This is a genomic window from Pseudomonas sp. S49 (assembly GCF_009866785.1).
GTDB lineage: Bacteria > Pseudomonadota > Gammaproteobacteria > Pseudomonadales > Pseudomonadaceae > Aquipseudomonas.
In genome coordinates this window covers 2,937,293-2,954,894 of record NZ_CP019432.1, presented here as the reverse complement: position 1 = coordinate 2,954,894, position 17,602 = coordinate 2,937,293, and the positions used below count along the sequence as shown (strand labels likewise).

At 62.3% G+C, this 17,602-nt stretch carries 16 protein-coding genes and 3 pseudogenes; 5 read left to right on the top strand and 14 right to left on the bottom strand.

Features of this window, described 5'->3' with window-relative positions:
• Window positions 1-42: 42 nt before the first annotated feature.
• Window positions 43-732 (bottom strand): GntR family transcriptional regulator, encoded by a 690-nt coding sequence (locus PspS49_RS13100; protein WP_127927029.1) that lies wholly within the window; start codon window positions 730-732, stop codon window positions 43-45.
• Window positions 733-846: 114 nt separating this feature from the next.
• Between PspS49_RS13100 and PspS49_RS13095 the strand changes: the two are divergent.
• Window positions 847-978: pseudogene (locus PspS49_RS13095) on the top strand (flavin reductase family protein); the annotation flags it as partial.
• Between the two features lie 153 nt (window positions 979-1,131).
• On the opposite strand, the gene PspS49_RS13090 reads toward PspS49_RS13095, so the two are convergent.
• From PspS49_RS13090 to PspS49_RS13055, 8 genes are all read right to left on the bottom strand, one after another.
• Window positions 1,132-1,791, bottom strand: a complete 660-nt coding sequence (locus tag PspS49_RS13090) for a DUF799 domain-containing protein (RefSeq protein ID WP_150752013.1) — start codon at window positions 1,789-1,791, stop codon at window positions 1,132-1,134.
• Entirely contained in the window at window positions 1,788-2,159 is a 372-nt protein-coding gene (locus PspS49_RS13085) for a DUF4810 domain-containing protein (RefSeq protein ID WP_007912524.1), read from the bottom strand. Before PspS49_RS13085 ends, PspS49_RS13090 begins: the two co-directional genes overlap by 4 nt.
• A 29-nt stretch (window positions 2,160-2,188) precedes the next feature.
• Window positions 2,189-2,875 carry a CsgG/HfaB family protein gene (locus PspS49_RS13080; RefSeq protein WP_162483052.1) on the bottom strand — a complete coding sequence of 229 codons (687 nt, stop codon included), beginning with the start codon at window positions 2,873-2,875 and terminating at the stop codon, window positions 2,189-2,191.
• A 259-nt stretch (window positions 2,876-3,134) separates the two neighbouring features.
• Window positions 3,135-6,233, bottom strand: coding sequence for an error-prone DNA polymerase (locus PspS49_RS13075; RefSeq protein ID WP_202982102.1), 3,099 nt, complete (start codon window positions 6,231-6,233; stop codon window positions 3,135-3,137).
• Complete coding sequence (locus tag PspS49_RS13070; protein ID WP_160039655.1) at window positions 6,209-7,624, bottom strand: DNA polymerase Y family protein; 1,416 nt, start codon at window positions 7,622-7,624, stop codon at window positions 6,209-6,211. The genes PspS49_RS13075 and PspS49_RS13070 overlap by 25 nt, the downstream gene beginning before the upstream one ends.
• A gap of 7 nt (window positions 7,625-7,631) precedes the next feature.
• The gene (gene imuA, locus PspS49_RS13065) at window positions 7,632-8,249 is read right to left on the bottom strand and encodes a translesion DNA synthesis-associated protein ImuA (RefSeq protein ID WP_150752010.1); all 618 of its coding nucleotides are present in this window, start codon (window positions 8,247-8,249) and stop codon (window positions 7,632-7,634) included.
• Entirely contained in the window at window positions 8,249-8,866 is a 618-nt protein-coding gene (lexA, locus tag PspS49_RS13060; RefSeq protein ID WP_127927017.1) for a transcriptional repressor LexA, read from the bottom strand. Before lexA ends, imuA begins: the two co-directional genes overlap by 1 nt.
• A 188-nt stretch (window positions 8,867-9,054) precedes the next feature.
• The gene (locus tag PspS49_RS13055) at window positions 9,055-9,972 is read right to left on the bottom strand and encodes a LysR family transcriptional regulator (RefSeq protein WP_127927015.1); all 918 of its coding nucleotides are present in this window, start codon (window positions 9,970-9,972) and stop codon (window positions 9,055-9,057) included.
• A 103-nt stretch (window positions 9,973-10,075) separates the two neighbouring features.
• Between PspS49_RS13055 and PspS49_RS13050 the strand changes: the two genes are divergently transcribed.
• The 4 genes and pseudogenes from PspS49_RS13050 to PspS49_RS29820 form a co-directional block, all read left to right on the top strand.
• Complete coding sequence (locus PspS49_RS13050; protein ID WP_160039653.1) at window positions 10,076-11,818, top strand: amidohydrolase; 1,743 nt, start codon at window positions 10,076-10,078, stop codon at window positions 11,816-11,818.
• Between the two features lie 15 nt (window positions 11,819-11,833).
• A pseudogene (locus PspS49_RS29825) lies at window positions 11,834-11,923 on the top strand (metal ABC transporter ATP-binding protein); the annotation flags it as partial.
• A gap of 79 nt (window positions 11,924-12,002) precedes the next feature.
• Window positions 12,003-12,740, top strand: coding sequence for a TorF family putative porin (locus tag PspS49_RS13045; protein ID WP_160039651.1), 738 nt, complete (start codon window positions 12,003-12,005; stop codon window positions 12,738-12,740).
• Window positions 12,741-12,757: 17 nt separating this feature from the next.
• Window positions 12,758-12,844, top strand: a pseudogene (locus tag PspS49_RS29820) (metal ABC transporter ATP-binding protein); the annotation flags it as partial.
• 20 nt (window positions 12,845-12,864) lie between these two features.
• Here the strand turns inward: PspS49_RS29820 and PspS49_RS13040 are convergent.
• The 5 genes from PspS49_RS13040 to PspS49_RS13020 all read right to left on the bottom strand — a co-directional run bounded on the left by PspS49_RS13040 (window position 12,865) and on the right by PspS49_RS13020 (window position 17,397).
• Window positions 12,865-13,143, bottom strand: coding sequence for a DUF971 domain-containing protein (locus PspS49_RS13040; RefSeq protein WP_160039649.1), 279 nt, complete (start codon window positions 13,141-13,143; stop codon window positions 12,865-12,867).
• A complete protein-coding gene (locus PspS49_RS13035; protein ID WP_150776058.1) occupies window positions 13,140-14,102 on the bottom strand; it encodes a HEAT repeat domain-containing protein in 963 nt (320 codons plus the stop codon). Before PspS49_RS13035 ends, PspS49_RS13040 begins: the two co-directional genes overlap by 4 nt.
• Window positions 14,099-14,947: an ABC transporter ATP-binding protein gene (locus PspS49_RS13030; RefSeq protein ID WP_160039647.1), complete on the bottom strand. Its 849-nt coding sequence runs from the start codon at window positions 14,945-14,947 to the stop codon at window positions 14,099-14,101. The genes PspS49_RS13035 and PspS49_RS13030 overlap by 4 nt, the downstream gene beginning before the upstream one ends.
• Window positions 14,947-15,726, bottom strand: a complete 780-nt coding sequence (locus tag PspS49_RS13025; protein WP_102901951.1) for an ABC transporter permease — start codon at window positions 15,724-15,726, stop codon at window positions 14,947-14,949. Before PspS49_RS13025 ends, PspS49_RS13030 begins: the two co-directional genes overlap by 1 nt.
• A 267-nt stretch (window positions 15,727-15,993) precedes the next feature.
• Complete coding sequence (locus PspS49_RS13020) at window positions 15,994-17,397, bottom strand: ABC transporter substrate-binding protein (RefSeq protein WP_160039645.1); 1,404 nt, start codon at window positions 17,395-17,397, stop codon at window positions 15,994-15,996.
• Between the last annotated feature and the right edge of the window lie 205 nt (window positions 17,398-17,602).

The following is a 17,602-nucleotide window of genomic DNA, read 5'->3' as shown; positions in this document are numbered from 1 at the left end:
GGTTTCATTAGAGGTATAGCCGATTTCATCCCGGCTCGGAGTCTAGACCCCGATCAGGTGCTTGAGCGGATGGTAGCCAGTTTTCATCTTCGCGGCGACGTCGAGGATGGCCTTCTCGATACCGTTCAAATGCATGCAGGTCAGCTCGATGGCGGCACCCTGATTGCCGGCCTCGATGTACTCGATCAGGCGCAAATGCTCGTCGTCGCGGCACACTTCATGACTGTCGTCGTCCAGCGCAGCGGCGTACAGCGAAGCGCGGGAAATCAGCTTCTGGAACCAGTCGAGCAACACCGGATTATTGAGGCTGCGCGCCAGTTTGATGTGGAACTCGCCGAGCAGATGGATCAGCCGTTCGTGATCGCCCGCCGCATGGGCTTCATCTTCCAGCAGCAGGTGTTCGCGCAGGTCCTGCATCGCGGTGCTGTCCTTGCGCCGGCACAGTTCAGTGACGATGCCGATCTCGATCAGCCGCCGGGTTTCGAACAGTGAACGGAGCTCTTCGTTGCTCGGCAGCGACACCGATGCCCCTTTATTGGGCTCGGTGGTGACCAGCCCATCGGCCTCCAGTTGCTTCAATGCCGCGCGCACCGACGTGCGGCTGACATTGAATAACTCGGCCAGCGAGGCCTCACCCAGCTTCATCCCCGGGCGCAACGAACGCTTGCTGATCGCCTCGTAAACCCCTTGGTAGACGCGGTCGACCGTGGTTTCCGGTTTCTTGTCGGTCATTCGAACACTCCTTTAGCGTCGGGCAACCCTCCCCGGCGATGCCTGGCCATGGAAAAAGGGCGGCAGACGCAGGTTAATCCGGGCCTTGGCAAATTGCATTCATATATTGCATACCGACGGAGGATGGCGCTGAACATCGGTCAGTCGCGGGAGATCATTTTTGGCGAGGTGGTGATGGCGCATGTGCGCGATGAGTTGATCGATCCGAAGACGCTGTACATCGATCAATTGGGCCTGGATGCGATCAGGCGGTGGTGAGCGGTTTTGGCCAGAGCGTTGACTACTGATCGTTCCCACGCTCTGCGTGGGAATGCCGCCATGGACGCTCTGCGTCCACTGTGACGCGGAGCGTCACGGGATGCGTTCCCACGCAGAGCGTGGGAACGATCATTACCGGGCTCAGTCGGTGCCGTACTTCGGCGAGCGCGGACCGTACAGCAGGCCTGCCCTATGCCCGGCCGAGAGCAGACGATTGCTCGCCACACCGGCAATCGGGTAGCCGGCATCGGTGGCGCTGTTGATGATCTGCTTCACCGCCGCCGAGATCAGCATGCCGACGATACCGCCGGCATTGCTATTGCCGCCCTCTTCGCTGGACGCCCGTGCCGAACCGGTCCACAGCGTGGTGCCGGATTTCAGGTCGACCAGTTTCGCCGTTGCGGTCACTGCGGTTTCACTGCTGATCACCATGTAACGCGTACCGTATTCGGTCACGGTGATGTACAGCGCCGCGTCCGCACCGAAGATCTCCTTCAGCTTGCTCGGCGGCGCCTGATGGATATCGTCCGGGGTGGTCAGGCCGTTCTGGCGGAACGTCTCGTCAACCAGTGCGATCGGCAGCACGTAGTAACCGGCCTCGGCCAGCGGAAACGTCACTTGCGACAGCAGGCTGTACGACGCCTTCACATCCGGCGAGGTGTTCAGCGGTGGCAGCACCAGAATGGTCTTCGGCCGCGCCTGCTTGTAGGCCGAGTAATCCACGGTCTTGGGCGCAACGCAGCCACCCAGCACGGTCAGGGCCAGACCGGCGGCCAGCAACTTCAAGGTACGCGCGATCATTTCGCGTCTCCGCTCTTGGCGTTCTTGAGCAGGAAATCCATGTACGTCCCGGACTCGGGGAACAGGGTTTTCTCGGTTTTGAACTGCTGCACCATCTGGTCGTCCTTGCCCATGCTCAGATAGAGCAGGCCAAGGTGCGCGTGGTATCCCGGCGGTACGGCTTTGCCGGTGGAGCGGATTTTCTGCAGGTCACGTTCCAGTGCTTCAGCCTGGGCTTCTTTCGGCTCTTCGCCTTTGAAGTATTCGTAGACCTGCGGTTCGTAGCCTTCCCACTGGTACAGCGTTTGCGGGCCGGAGGCACAACCGGCCAGCAAGGCGCTGGCGGCCAGCGTCAGCGCCATCAACGAGCGCGACAGATTCAGAGTCATGGGGTGTTGCTCCTTGCAATGGGCGTCGATCAGTTGCCCGGTTTCCAGGCGCCGGCGTTCATGCCATCCACCAGACGATTGATCGCCTCGCGCATGGCCAGATCCAGTACTTTGCCGTTGAGGGTCGAGTCGTAGGCAGCGGTGCCGCCGAAGCCGATGATTTCGCGGTTGGACAGCGCGTATTCGCCAGCGCCCTGAGTGGAATACACCACTTCCGAGGTGCTGATGTTGACGATGTTCAGGTTGACCTTGGCGTAGGCGACCTGGGTCTTGCCACGGCCAAGAATGCCGAACAACTGGTGATCGCCGGTCTCTTTGCGGCCGAACTCGGTGACGTCACCGGTAACCACGTAATCGGCACCTTTGAGACGCTGGGCCTGGCCCTTGATTGCCGCTTCCTGCTGGATCTCACCCATGTTGTCGCGGTCCAGCACGCTGAAGCGGTTGGTCTGCTGCAGGTGAGTGATGAGGATGGTCTTGGCCTGACCGCCGAGACGGTCGACACCGTCGGAGAAGATCCCGCGCATGTAGCTGGAGCGGTTGTCGAACTTGCCCACGGCCATTGGCACGCGAACGCCGGTCCAGACCTGGGAGGCGCTTTCAACCTTGGCCACCGGCAAGGCGCGCGAGCTTTCGGTCGCGCAACCTGAGAGTGTGCCAGCCATCGTGCCAAGCACAGCAATCGCGACGCCTGAGACCAGCATCCGGGAGATCATTCTCACTGAGTATTCCTTTGAAAAACGGGGATGTCCCGGCACGGCAATGCGCAGCGGGAGCTGAAAAGGGTCGGCATTATGACAAAGTGCCATCATTCGTGACAGGTTTTTTTGACGCCAGTGAATTGGCTGTTCCGGACTTGATCGTTCCCACGCTCTGCGTGGGAATGCAGCCACGGACGCTCCGCGTCCGCTGTGACGCGGAGCGTCACGGGAGGCGTTACCACGCAGAGCGTGGGAACGATCAGATCAGGGCGCGCTAATGGAAATCGCGGCTCTGCACGCGGATGCCGTTGAGCAGCGGGCTGAGGTCGCTCAGGCGCCCGGCGATCAGGTGGCGCACTTCGCCCTCGCGCTCCCAGCGGCCATCGACCTTGAGCAATTGCGAACCGACCAGTACTTGCCGCTGACGCTCGGCCAGATCACGCCAGACCACCACGTTGACGTTGCCGAACTCGTCTTCAAGGGTCACGAAGGTCACGCCACTGGCGGTGCCCGGTCGTTGGCGTCCGGTGACCAGCCCGGCGACGCTCACCGGCCGACCGTGCTCGACGTCGAGCAACTCCTGCGAACTGCGGCAGCGCAAGGTCTTCAACTCGCCGCGCAACAGCGCCAACGGATGCGGCCCCAGCGTGGTGCCGACGGTGCTGTAATCGGCATGCAGGTCCTCGCCAACGCTGGGTTTGGGCAGCACCACCTCGGCCTCCTCCTGACTCGGCAGCCCGGCAAACAGACCCAACTGTTTCTGCACCCCGGCGACTTCCCAGCGCGCCCGATGCCGATGCCCGGCCAAACCGCGCAACGCCCCGGAGTCGGCCAGCAAGGCCTGCGCCCGACTGTCGAGCGCCGCCCGCTCGCCCAGGTCGGCGACATCGGCAAACGCCCCGTGCGCCCGCGCCGCCTCGATGCGCCGGGCATCGTCTTCACGAAAACCCTTGATCATCCGCAGGCCCATGCGAATCGCCGGTTGCGCCGCGGTGGTGGTTTCCAGGCTGCAATCCCAGTCACTGGCGCGCACGTCGACCGGGCGGATCTGCAACTGATGCCGGCGCGCATCCTGGAGAATCTGGTCCGGGCTGTAGAAACCCATCGGCCAGCTATTGATCAGCGCACAGGCAAACGCCGCCGGTTCGTGGCACTTGAGCCAGCAACTGGCGTAGGTCAGCAAGGCAAAACTGGCGGCGTGGGATTCGGGAAAACCGTAGCTGCCGAAGCCTTTGATCTGCTCGAAGATCTGCGCGGCGAACTCCGGTGTGTAGCCATTCTTCTTCATGCCGGCGGCGAGGCGTTCCTTGTGCGGCTCCAATCCACCGTGGCGTTTCCACGCGGCCATCGAGCGACGTAATTGATCGGCCTCGCCGGGGCTGTAATCGGCGGCGACAATGGCGATCTGCATCACCTGCTCCTGAAACAGCGGCACGCCGAGGGTTCTTTCCAGTACGACCTTGAGTTCTGGCGACGGGTAGGTTTCCTCTTCTTCCTTGTTCCGGCGGCGCAGGTACGGATGGACCATCCCGCCCTGAATCGGCCCGGGGCGGACGATGGCCACTTCAATCACCAGATCGTAGAACTTCGCTGGTTTCAGGCGCGGCAGCATCGACATCTGTGCGCGAGATTCGATCTGGAACACGCCAATGGTGTCAGCGCGGCTGATCATCTCGTAGGTCGGTTTGTCTTCGGCCGGAATCGTCGCCAGACTCAAGTCCAGATTGCGATGGCGACGCAGCAGGTCGAAGCAACGACGAATCGCGCTGAGCATGCCGAGGGCGAGGATATCCACCTTGAGCAGGCCGACCGCATCGAGGTCGTCCTTGTCCCACTGGATGATCGTGCGCTCGGCCATCGCGGCGTTCTCCACCGGCACCAGCGTGTCCAGCGGCTGCTCGGAGATCACGAAACCACCGGGGTGTTGCGACAAATGTCGGGGGAAGCCGATCAGTTGTCCGGTCAGGCTCAGCACCCGGTGCAACACCGGGCTCTCCGGGTCGAAACCACCCTCGAGCAAACGCTCGACTGGCGGCGTTTCATCGCTCCAGTGGCCGCAGCAATCGGCCAGTGCGTTGATCTGATCCGGCGGCAGGCCCAAGGCCTTGGCCACATCGCGTACGGCGCCAGCGGCGTGGTAGGTGCTGACCACTGCGGTCAGTGCTGCGCGACGGCGGCCATAGCGACGGAACACGTATTGCAGGACTTCTTCGCGGCGTTCGTGCTCGAAGTCGACGTCGATGTCCGGCGGTTCGTTGCGCTCCTTGGACATGAAACGCTCGAACAGCAGCGTGGTGCGGTCCGGGTCGATCTCGGTGATGCCCAAGGCAAAGCACACCGCCGAGTTGGCCGCCGAGCCACGGCCCTGACAGAGAATGCTCTGCTCGCGGGCAAAGCGCACCACGTCATGTACGGTGAGGAAGTAGCTTTCATAGCCGAGTTCGGCGATCAGCTTCAGCTCCTTGTTGATCTGCCGCAGCACCTTGAAGGGCGCGCCCTTTTTCCAGCGCCAGGCGATGCCTTCCTTGGTCAGTTGCCTTAGCCAGGAACTGGCGCTGTGCCCCTCGGGCACCAGTTCTTTCGGATACTGATAACGCAATTCACCCAGATCGAAGGTGCAGCGCCGGGCCAGATTCACCGATTCGTCGAGCAAGGCCTGCGGATACAACTCACGCAATACTTCGACACTGCGCAAATGCCGCTCGCCATTGGGGTGTAATCGCAGCCCGGCCTCGGCCACCGGCACGTGATGACGTATCGCGGTCATGGTGTCCTGCAAGGCGCGTCGGCCACGGGCGTGCATGTGCACATCGCCGCTGGCCACGGCCGGAACCTGCAACTCGGCGGCCAGACTTAACAACGCCGTCAGCCGCTGCTGATCGTCCTGGCCGCGATGCAATTGCACCGCCAGCCACAGGCGTTCAGTGAAGGTTTGTTTCAGCCAACGGCCCTCCTCCACCTGATCAAGCGAGTCTGGCACCCATAACACCAGCAATCCCGGCAGCGGCTCGTCGAAGTCCTCGCGCAGCACCTGATACTGGCCTTTTTGCGTGCGCCGCCGGGCGCGGGTGATCAAGCCGCACAGCGCTTGATAGCCCGCAAGGTTCTCCACCAGCAGCACCAGTTTCGGGCCGTTTTCGATGCGCACTTCACTGCCAATGATCAGCGGCAGCTCAACTGACTTCGCCGCTTGCCACGCCCGCACAATCCCGGCCAGTGTGCATTCATCGGTGATCGCCAGCGCCTGATAGCCGTGTTTCTTCGCCCGTTGAAACAGCTCAAGGGCACTGGAAGCACCGCGCTGAAAACTGAAGTTCGACAGGCAGTGCAGTTCGGCATAACCGTCGCTCATGCAAACCAGCCCTGCAGCCACAACGGACCGCCCTCGCCCACCGCGCGATAAGCCCAGCCCTGTTGGCCGGCGCGGTTCTGGATCAGGTAATAATCGCGGCGCACATCGTCGCCGTCCCACCAGCCGGACTCGATGCGCTCCGGGCCCATGAGAATCCGCGCCGAACCTTGCGCCACGCTCTGCGGTTCACCCAATAACCAGCCCGGACGCTGCACATTCGGCAAGCCTGCGCAGCGTTGTTTGTCGACGCCGTGCTGCCACGCGCACTCCGGGCGATGATCAGCCTGAAAACGCAGCCCCTGCACGGCGTCATCACCAAGCCGTGCGCGCAGGCGTTCACGCAACTGCTCCCAGGGCAAGGTCTGTTGCGGACGGTCGTCGAACAGTTCCTGAAACTGCGGGACGAAACTCGGCAGGTCCTCGGCGCGCAGACGAAAGCCGCGCACGGGCGCCTCGACTTGCACCTGTTCCAGCCGCCCGCGCGCCAGTTCGAAAAGCATCGCCGGATCACGTTCGGCGCTGAGCAAACCGACCTTGATCACGCTGTCCGGCAGCCCGGCGTGTTCCAGATGCAGGTCGAAACGCTGCACGCCGCTGTCACGCCCGCAGAGGAACGCCGACAGGTCAGCGGTCAAACGGCGTAACGGGAACAACAAGGCCTGATGCGACTGCACGTCGAAATTCAGTTCGATGCGCACATCGAAGCGATCCGGCGGCAGGTAAAACGCCAGCGCCAACGGGCGCGCACCGAACAAGGTGTCGAGGTGTTTGAACATCTGCGCTTCGAAACGCCGCGCCAGCGCCTGACGCGGCAGGCTCTGCACCTGACTGAGGTTGCGCAGGCCCATGCGCGACAACGCCGTGGCCACCGCCGGTTCCAGGCCGACGCGGTCGACGGGCAACTGGCCGAGGTGATGCTGCAAAGCCTCGCCGTCGGGCACCACCAAGCCGTCGTAAGCATTGGCCAGCACCCGCGCCGCCACTGGATTCGGCGCGGCGACGATGCGATGACGGAAACCCAGATCGCTCAGTTCCTTGCGCAACCGTGCTTCGAACTGTGCCCAGGAACCAAACAGGCCCAGGCTGGATTCGATCTCGAACACCACGGAACGCGGGTAATGCACGCTGACCTGCGCACTGAAACCGTAGGCCCACGCGGCGAGAAACTGCTGCCAGTGCTCGACCTCGGCAGCCTCGTAATCGGCAGTGACAAACCCCTTGCTCATGGCCTGGGCGGCAGTCATCGACTGGCCGGCGCGCAGACCGAGTTTGCGCGCGGCAGGATTAACCGCTTGCAGCACCCGGCGCTGGGCCGGGCCGCTGAGCAGCACCAACGGTTCATCGGGATCGGGACGCTGACGCAGCACGGCGTCGAGGGCCAATTGCGGAAACAGAATACACACCCAGCGCATGGCGACCTCAGTGACCCACAGCAAAAGCAATTGGCGCTGTACGCGCGAGTCCGCCACGGCACTTGAGCACGCGTAACTGCGCGGGTTTGGCGTCGATGGCGATGCGCAACGCCGCCGGTGACGGGTTGACCGCTTCGCTCAACGGACGCCAGGCAAATGCCAGGGTCTGGCCGGTTTCTGCCGCCACCTGCAAACGCCGCAACGCACGGTCATCGGCCTTGTGCGGCCAGCACAGTACGGCGCCGCAACTGCCCGAACGCAGGCACTGTTCCGCCGCCCACAAGGCATCGCGCTCAGTGGCCTGAATCACTGACAACTGGCGCAGATCGACCCCGGCGTTTGCCCACGCCTGCGGGTACGGCACGAACGGCGGCGCCACCAGCACAATGCGCTCGCCCGCCGCCGACAACCGCGCCAGCGTCGGCCAGACCAGTTGCAGTTCACCGACACCCGGGCCGGCCAAAAGGATTTCGCTCAATGCCGCTTCCGGCCAGCCGCCGCTGGGCAGGGCCGCGTCCAGCGCGGCATGCCCGGTCGGTTGCGGGCTGGCGGTGGGTGGCGCAGGCCGGCCCTTCCAGACCTGGCCGCCATTGAACAGCGTATCCAACGCAACGACGGCGCCCATCAGCCTTGCCTCACCAGACCGCAGAACACCCCTTCGATGGCCAGATCCTGATCGTCGCGCACGACAATCGGCTGATACGCCGGGTTGCGTGGCAACAGGCGCACTTCTGCGCCGAGCCGTTCGAAGCGTTTGATGGTGACTTCGCCGTCGAGCCGCGCCACGACAATCTGGCCGTTGAGCGCTTCGGGATTGCGCCGCACGCCGACCAGATCGCCGTCGAGGATGCCGTCCTCGATCATCGAATCGCCCTGCACTCGCAGCATGTAATCGGGTGTGCGCGAGAACAGCGCCGGGTCGAGCAGCAAGCGACTATGGATGTCGGCATCGGCGCCAATCGGCGCACCGGCAGCGACGCGGCCAAGCACGGGGATGTCGAGCAGTTCCGGGCGCGGCGCTTGCCCGAGCAGGCGAATGCCGCGGGCCTGATGCGGATTGACCTCGATAAACCCGGCTTCGGTGAGCGCGAGCACGTGCTTGCGCGCCACGCTGCGCGAGGCAAAGCCAAAAGCCTCGCTGATTTCAGCGAGGCTTGGGGGCTGACCGTGTTCGGCGATTCGATCGCGGATAAAGGTCAGGATGGCGGTACGGCGGGGAGTCAGGTTCGTCATGGAGTACATTTGTACTCCTGTAGGATTTTCCTGACAAGCGCCGCAGGTCGGCCCACCCCACGTTGATCGTTCCTACGTTCTTGATCGTTCCCACGCTCTGCGTGGGAATGCCTCTAGGGACGCTCTGCGTCCAGTGACGCGGAGCGTCACGGGCTGCATTCCCATGCCGGAGCGTGGGAACGATCAGTGCGTGGGTGTTAGCCAAGGCCGCGTTCGGCGAGAAATGCTGCGATGTAATCGATGAAGGCAACGACCTTCGCCGTGGCTCGCCGATGACTCGGATACACCGCCAGGATGTGCGGGCCGAAGGTATCCGGGTCGATCTCATAATCGGCCATGACCCGCACCAGTCGCCCGTCGGCAATGTACGGCGCGGCGCTCCACAGCGGCGTGTGCAGCAAACCGCGTCCGGCCAAGGCACTGGCCAGCAACAGATCGTAATTGTCACTGCGTAACAGCGGCGCCGTCGGTTGCGCCAGGCTCAAGCGCTGCCCGTCGCGTTCGGCCCACCAGAATTCGCGGCTAAGCAACGGGTGCTGATAGAGCAGCCATTCATGCTGCTCAAGGGTTTGCGGATTCACCGGCAAGCCCTTGCGCGTCAGGTATTCGGGGCTGCCGCACAACGCCAGACGATTGCTGCCGACCACCCGCGCAATCAGCCCCGGCAAGTCATCGTGGCCCTCACGCAACGCCAGGTCGTAACCGCTTTCCAGCAGATTGACGAACGCATCGCACAGGTCCACTTGCAGGCTGATCTGCGGATATTGCTGCAAAAATCCGTCACACACTTGATCGAGAAACGCCCGGCCATACGCCAGCGGTGCGGTGATTTTCAGGCTGCCGCGCAAGCCGTGCTGCAACTGCTCGATTTCCTCGCTGGCCTCGTCCAGCCGCTGCAACACCAGCCGTGCGGTTTCCAGGTACACACGGCCGATTTCAGTGAGCAAAATCCGCCGCGTGCTGCGCTCGAACAGCCGTGCGCCCAGCTCCGATTCCAGGTGATTGACCGCTTTGGTCAGCGCCGACGGGGTCTTGCCCAACTGCTCGGCGGCGCGACTGAAACTGCCGAGCTGCGCGGTGACCACGAACATTTTCAATGCACCCAACTTGTCCATGCTTTTTCCATTCAGGCAAAAACGTTTTTCGTGAGGGAGGCGTTCTGTCGGCTGGTGTCAGCCACTAATCTCGCCATCAGACGCAATAACAAGGAAATCTTCAATGAAAAGATTCATCCCGAGTCTGTTGGTAGCCGCTGTAAGTTTTGCCTCGATGGAAGCCATGGCCGCCGCCGATCTGATCCTGCTCAACGGCAAGATTTTCACCGCCGACCGCGCGCAACCCAAAGTACAAGCGCTGGCCGTGGAGAACGGCAAAGTGCTGAAAGTCGGCAGCGACGCGCAGATCAAAGCCTTGATCGAACCTGGCACAAAAGTCATCGACCTCAAGGGCAAAGCGCTGATGCCCGGCCTGATCGACACCCATTCCCACGCGATTTTCGGCGGACTGGAAATGGTCTCGGCGAACATGGAAGACGAAGTCGTCGACCTTGGCGAACTGCAAAAACGCCTGCGCAGCTGGCGTGCAGACGGCAAGGCCAGGCACGGCGATGTGCTGAGCATCGCTGGCATGAGTTCGGTTTACTGGGCGCAGGCCGAAGCCTTGGGCAACACCTTCAACAGCGGCGAATGGGCTGATGTGCCGGTGGTGTTCATTGGCAGCGACCACCACACCGCGTGGGCCAATAACGTCATGCTCAAGCGCGCCGGGATTGATGCGGCCCTGCTGAAAACCCTGCCCGACGCGGAAAAAGACACCATCGGCAAACTGGCCAACGGCGAGCCGAACGGTTTTGTGGTCGACGCCGGTTGGGATCGGGTCGCCTCGAAAATGCCGGTACCAAGCCCCGCCGACATGTTGAACGCCGCCAAGTCAGCGGTGCGCTATAACAACAGCCTCGGCATCACCGCGTGGATGGACCCGGCCGCCAACGCCGCACCGGGCGAAGCAGTGTTCGCGCTCAAGCCGACCGAAAAAACCGTCGGCGTGCTGCCAGCCTATAAAGCGCTGTCAGAAAGCGGCGACATGAGCGTGCACGTCGCGGCGCTGCTGGTGGCCAACCCGAAAAGCGTGCCGGCCGACCTCGACACGCTGGAAAAGGTGCGCCAGCAATTTCAGGGCATCCCCAACCTGACGCTGCCCGGGATCAAGATCTTCGCCGACGGCGTGATCGAATTCCCGGCACAGAGCGCGGCGATGATCGACCCCTACAGCAACTCGCACAAACAGGGCGAACTGCTGATCGATCCGCAGCATTTTGGCGAACTGGTCAGCGCCATCGATCAGCGCGGCTGGCTGGTACACATCCACGCGATCGGCGATCGCGCGGTGCGTGAAGCGCTGAACGGCATCGCTCAGGCACGCAAGGATCGCCAGAGCGGCGTGACCCACTCGATCACTCACCTGCAAATGGTCAACCCAAAAGAGTTCGCCCGTTTCAAACCGCTCAACGTGATCGCCTCGATGCAACTGCTGTGGGCCAGCGCCGACGACTACACCACCGACATGATCAAGCCCTACGTCAGCGCCCTCGCCTTTCGCTATCAATATCCAGCGCACTCGTTGCTGAAACAGGGCGCGACGATTGCCGGCGCCAGTGACTGGCCGGTGTCGACGCCGAACCCGTTCAATGCCATGGCTCAGGCGATTACTCGTGTCGGCCCGTTGGGTGTGCTCAATGCCGACGAGCGTCTGGACCGCGACACCATGTTCTATGCCTACACCGTCAACGCGGCGCGCACGATTGGCCTGGAGAAACAGATCGGCTCGCTGACGCCGGGCAAGCAAGCCGACTTTATCGTGCTCGACCGCGACGTGTTCAGCGTCGACAACAAAGCCCTGCATGACACCCAGGTCCTGCAGACCTGGTTCGGCGGCCGTCAGGTCTACACCGCCGCAAAATAACAACACTGTTCCCCTGTGGGAGCGAGCCTGCTCGCGAAGGCGGCGTATCAGTCGCCATCAATGCTGAATGAACCACCGCTTTCGCGAGCAGGCTCGCTCCCACAGGGTCTGTGAGGGTGGTCGAAATAGAATCCCCCCGCAGTTCTCTTTCTGCCCAAAAATAATCACAACATCGGGACTTCACATGAAAGCCTTGCCCCTGTTCGCCCTGAGTTTTTTCAGTCTGCTGCCGTTGAGCAGCCAAGCGATCCCCTTGAACGATGACTTTGCGCTCGAGGTAGACCTGACCCTGGCCAGCGATTACCGCACTCGCGGCATCTCGCAAACCCAGAACGACCCGGCGGTGCAGGCCGGTCTGACCCTCGCTCACAGCAGCGGTCTGTACCTCGGCGCGTGGAGCTCCAACGTCGATTTCGGCGGCGGCCTGAAAACCCGTCAGGAAGTCGATTACTACGGCGGCTGGCTGTGGCAGGCGACCGAGGAGGTCAGCCTCGATCTGGGCTACATCAAGTACGCCTACCCCAAGGAAAGCCAGTTCAATCAAAGCGAGGTCTACGGGATTCTCGGGGTTTACGGGGTGAAACTGGCGGCGTATTACTCCAGCGATGCACCGGGGATCGATAGCAAACAGAGTTCGCTGTACAGCTACATCGGTTATGAAACCGAGTTGCCGTTTGATTCAGGTCTGAAGCTGCGTTACGGCAATATGGATTTCAAGGATCCGCATTTGTACTCGGCGTCGGGGCAGGCTGAGGACAGTTATCGCGAATGGGAAGTCAAAGTCACCCACAATCTGGCCGGCGTGGTGCTGGGCCTTAGCTACATCGACACTAACCTGTCGCAGAGCCAGTGCCTGAGCAACTGGGGTTTCAAAGACGTCTGCACTGCGACCGTCGTCGCCAGCGTCAGCAAATCTTTCTGAAAAAGCGCTGACCACCTGTGGGAGCGAGCCTGCTCGCGAAGGCGGTGAAACAGTCGCCATCAATGCTGAATGAACCACCGCATTCGCGAGCAGGCTCGCTCCCATATTTGGATATTTGTGTGGGTCAAGAATTGAGGTTTGCCAGATAGGCCCACGGGTAAATGCCGCGCTGGTGGCCGTCGCTGAACACCAGTTGAACGCCGTAGCCCTGCGGGTTGAGTTCGATCAGGCGTACGCGGTCATCGACCATGGGCGTCATGCCTTTGAGGCGCAACGCGCGGCATTGCGAGCACGGGCACTGGCGGCGCAGTTCGGCATGGTTGAGCTGCTGCTCGCGACCGTCCGGCCAGCTCAAGCGCAAGGTGCCTTCGCTTTGCGAGTTACCGACTGACAGCGGGTTCATTGCAACTGACTCAGGGCAATGCGCACGGCTTTGCGCACTTCCGGGTCGCCGTCGTCCTGCGCGGCCTGCAACGCGGCCACGGCACCGCGATCATTCAACTCGCCCAAGGCCAGCGCGGCCTCTTTTCGCAGGTTGCTGATGCGATGGCCGAGGGTGTCGATCAAGGCGTCCAGCGCCGGGGCAAATTGCAAACGGCCGAGGCTGCGAGTGGCGCGCAGGCGTACTTGCCAGTAGTCATCGCTCAGCGCTTCGACCAGCGCCGGGCCGGCGTCGCGGTGGCCGACTTTGCCCAGGGTTGTCGCGGCTTCTTCACGTACTTGCCAGGCAGTGTCCTGCAGGGCCTGGCGCAGGGCTGGCAAGACTTCGGCGCTGGAGGCCAAACCGAGGGCACCGGTGGCGGCGCGGCGTACTTCGGTGTCCGGGTCATCGCTGGCCAATCGTGCCAAAGCAGGTAGCGCGTCGAGCTGCTTGAGCCAGCCGAGCACGCCGACCGCTTCACGGCGAACGTTGGCGTCAGCATCGTTGAGTGCGGCGACGGCAGCCGGTGCGGCGTCGGCGAAACGCAATTCGCGCAAGGCGCGGAACGCGGCGATGCGCACGCTGACGTCGGCATGATCGGTCCACGGCAGAATCACCCGCCCCGCTGCTTGCGTCTTGAGCAGACTCAAGCTCTGCGCAGCAGCGGATTGCACGGTGGGCGACGAGTCGGTCAGCGCCTCGCACAAGGCCTGCACAACGTCTTCATCCTCCCAGGCTTCCAGCAAACGCGCGGCTTCAGCGCGGACGTCTTCAGCGGGATCCTGGCCGAGGCGATCGACCAGCCAGAGCAAGCCATCGGGCTCCTCCAGATCCGCCAGATCAATCAGCGCAATGCGTCGCACGCCAGCATCTTCAGCAGTCAGGCGCGGTTGCAGATCGAGAATGTCTTGGTTATCGGTCACAGCAAAGATAGAGGTCATAGGGCAAATCGCGGCAAAGGGTTTTCGGGAGGCAGGCCGAGCGGATTGAGGCGCGGCAGCGGTCGGTCATCGTCGTGACGCAGCAGGTCGAGGCAGTGGCGTTTGAGGCGCGAGAATTCAGGACTGGTGACCAGTTCGCTGGTGCGTGGCCGGGCGAAATCCAGGCGCAAGTCTTCGATGATTCGCCCCGGTCGTGCGCTCATCACCAGCAAGCGGTCGGCGAGGAACAGCGCCTCGTCGATGTCGTGGGTGACGAACACCACCGTGGTACGGATCCGCGTCCAGATGTCCAACAGCAGTTCCTGCATGTTCAAGCGAGTAAGCGCATCCAGTGCACCGAACGGTTCGTCCATCAGCAACAGGCGCGGGCGATTGACCAGCACACGGGCGATTTCGACGCGTTGCTGCATGCCGCCGGACAGCTGATCGGGCCAGCGTTCGGCGAAACCTTCGAGGCCAACCAGTTTGAGGATTTCGTCGGCGGCGCGATGACGTTCGGCCTTGCCGATGCCGCGCATTTTCAGGCCAAAGGCAACGTTGTCACGCACCGTGCGCCACGGAAACAGCGTGTGATGCTGGAACACCATGCCGCGCTGCGGCGACGGCCCGGACACTTCGCCGCCATCGACTTTGAGACTGCCGGCATGAGCGCTCAGGTGCCCGGCCAGAGCGCCGAGCAGGGTCGACTTGCCGCAACCGGACGGGCCGAGAATACAGACGAACTGGCCCGGTTCGATCTGGCAATTGAGTTCGCGCACCGCTTCGAAGGCTTCCTTTCCCTGCCCAAGGACGATGGACAACTGGCGAATGTCGATCCGCCCTTCCGGGGTTTGCATCACGCTCATCAGGCTTTTCCTCGCGGTCGATGCCAGGGCGTGAACAACCCGCCCAGGCGTTTGATCAGCAGACTGCTGCCCATGCCCAGCACGCCGATCAGGAGCATGCCGACGACGATGTCGGCGTAGTTCTGAATGGTGTAGGACTCCCAGGTGTAGTAACCAATGCCGAACTGGCCGGAGATCATTTCCGCCGTGACCAGACAGAACCACGAGGTGCCCATGCCGATCGCCAGGCCGGTGATGATGCTGGGTGCGGCGCCCGGCAAAATCACTTCCAGCAGTATCGCCCTGCGCCCGGCCCCGAGGCTTTTCGCCGAGGCGATCAGGCGTGGGTCGACGCCTTCGACGCCGTGCACGGTGTTGAGCAGGATCGGGAACAGCGCGCCGGTGAAGGTGATGAAGACCATCGACAGTTCCGAGGATGGGAACATCAGGATCGCCAGTGGAATCCATGCGACGGCAGGGATTGGACGCAGGACTTCCAGTGGGGGCAGCAGCAGGTCTTCGGCCCATTTTGAACGGCCGATGGCTAAACCGAGGGCGATGCCGATGACTAGCGCAGCGAGGTAGCCGGCGAAGACGCGGCTGAGGCTGGCGGTCAGGTGCTGGAGCAACTTGCCAGAATCGCCCAAACCGAGCGCCGCTTCGATCACCGCGATGGGTGTCGGCACGTTGGCGAAGGTGACGAGGCCGAGGTTCCAGTGGTGGCTGGCAGCGAGTTGCCAGAACAGCAGGCAGAGCAGCAGTGAGGCGGCTCTTGATGTCCAGCGGATGGGTGTTTTCATGGAGCGGGTTTCCAGTTCTGGATCTGTGTTGTGGCTGAGATTTACCCCCTCACCCCAGCCCTCCCGAAACGTCGGACCGCCCCCAAGGGGGCGAGGGGGAAAGGGAGCAGATCTTCATGGTTTTCAGAACCTGAGTTCGGCTCGACAGACTCTTTTCAAAACCTGAGTTCAACTCGGTATTTCAGGTCGGTGTACCTTGCCCAAACACCGCGATCAGTTCCCTCTCCCTCCGGGAGAGGGCTAGGGTGAGGGGCTCTTGATCTTCAATTAGCGGGCTGCAACCGCTTGGGTCGTGGCATCCGTAAAGTCGAAAACCTTGCCGCCCTGCGTCGAGGCGTATTGCTGAGCCTGCCCCTTGAGCAGGAAAGCACTCAGCCGCCCTTTCGCATCACTGGCAAACCACGCCTGCTCGGCGAGCAACTTGATCCCGCTGTCACTGGCCTGCGCATACACCGCACGGACGTTTTTGCCTGCCTGCTTCAACGCGGCCAGCGCGGTAAACGCCTCTTCCGCAGACGCGTACTGCCGCACTTTGTCCTCACCACGCACCCAGATTTCCGCAACATGACTGAAGTCAGTAATCGCTTTACCGGTCGCCGCATCCGTCGCCTGCAACGGTGTCTGCGCGTAGTTGGCCAGTTGCGCCGTGTAATCCAGGTTCGACGCCTTGAACGCCGCACGAATGTACTGATCGTCGACAAAGGTATTCAGATCGAGCCCGCGATCAGCCTTCTTCAGCAGCTTCAACGTATCGATAGCCGTACCAACCGCCTGACGATATTCCGGCTTCCAGCTCAGGTCGCGGGACTGCACGCCGAGCGGGCCGTGGAACAGATAATTCACCTCGGCGTCGACACCAGTGACTTTGGCGATCAGTTCGCTGTACTTCTCAGGCTCGGCGGCGAGCAATTGACTGGCCTCGATGCTGGCGCGCAGGTAAGCGACGACAATCTCCGGGTACTTCTTCGCATACGCCTGATCCACCAGCGCACCGTGGAAAGTCGGCGCATTGGCCTGAGCGCCGTCGTAGATCTTGCGGGCGAAACCCCGGCTCGGGAACAGTTCGGCGAACGGCACAAAATCGGCGTGGGCGTCGATCTTGCCGGCCTGCAATGCCGAGCCGGCGACTTCCGGCGGCTGGGCGATGATGTTCACGTCCTTGAGCGGATCCCAACCCTGTGCCGCCACCGCACGCAGCAGCATGCCGTGGGCGGTGGAGGCGAACGGTACGGAAATCGTCTTGCCCTTGAGCTCGCTCAGCGACTGCACGCCAGACGCGCTCGGCACGACGATGGCGTTGCCGCTGCCCTTGATGCTCCCCGACAGCACGCTGATGAACAGGCTGTGCTTGCCGGCGGTTTCGAACGCGACACCGTTGAACGCGCCGGGGAAATCAGCCATGGCGCCGAAGTCGAGTTTGCCGGCGACCATCTCGTTGGTCAGCGGCGCGCCGCTGGTGAAGTTCTTCCACTGCACGTCGTACTTGGCGTCTTTGTAGGCGCCGTCGTGGGGCAGGTATTTGTCGAGCAGGCCCAGCTCACGAATCAACAACCCGCCAGCGGCGCAGTTGATGGTGGTGTCCTGGGTGCCGATGGCAATGCGGATGGTTTCGGCTGAGGCCGACAAGGTGAACGAAGCCAGTACCAGACCGGCGATTGCTGCACGCAACATGGTTGTTTCCCCTCGAATCATTTATTTGAGTTCGTCTCCGCCGCGATCAGGGCGCGGTGGGAAACGAGGGGTGTTCGGTGAATCCAGCGTCCGGGGTTCACCGGATGGCTTTGGGTTGTCACACATCCAATGTAGGAGTGAGCCTGCTCGCGATAGCGGTGTGTCAGCTAACACATCTACATCTGACCCACCGCTATCGCGAGCA